General features: G+C 31.1%; 1 protein-coding gene. It reads right to left on the reverse strand.

The annotated features are described in order from the left end of the window. Positions 1 to 78 precede the first annotated feature (78 nt). A complete protein-coding gene (locus AC1DUW_RS31785) occupies positions 79 to 333 on the reverse strand; it encodes an AMP-binding protein (protein WP_477644574.1) in 255 nt (84 codons plus the stop codon). Positions 334 to 621 lie beyond the last annotated feature (288 nt).

The following is a 621-nucleotide window of genomic DNA, read 5'->3' on the forward strand; positions in this document are numbered from 1 at the left end:
ATTCTTCTGAAATAATGAATCCCCGGCTTTCAGAGTTTCTTAGTATATATTCTACTTCCTGTCCAACCAGACGATAGTTTATCGGTACAATGATGACTCCGATTTTGACAGCCCGGCAATGATCTCGACATAAGCAGCATGGTTTTTTAACATGACAGCTACTTTATCGCCTTTTTGAAAGCTACGATCCAAGAAAGCGTTTCCAATTTTGTTCGCGCTAATGTTTAACTCTTCATATGTCTTGATCGTATTTTGAAAAATAACAGCCGGCTTATTTTTATACTTACTTGCATTTTGCTTTATAACTGTACCAAATGTCAGCAAACTCTCCACCAGTCCTCTCTTAAATAAATATAATTTTAAGAAAATTATATCATTTTTAAACAAGATGGTAAAAAAATTTTTTTTTGGTAAAAATTAATTTTACCTCATTATATTATCGTGCATCTAATACCAACCATTATTTACTGAGACCCCTGCTTTAATTTAAAAACAGATAAAAAAAGCCTAATTTTTAGGCTTTTCTACTGGATAATTGTCTACTTCTTCTTTTGAATACTAATTTCTTATTATTTCAAACAATTTTAGCTGCTCATACTTTACTATGAGTTGTTTTTGTTC

Source organism: Peribacillus sp. P4_C12, assembly GCF_056402095.1.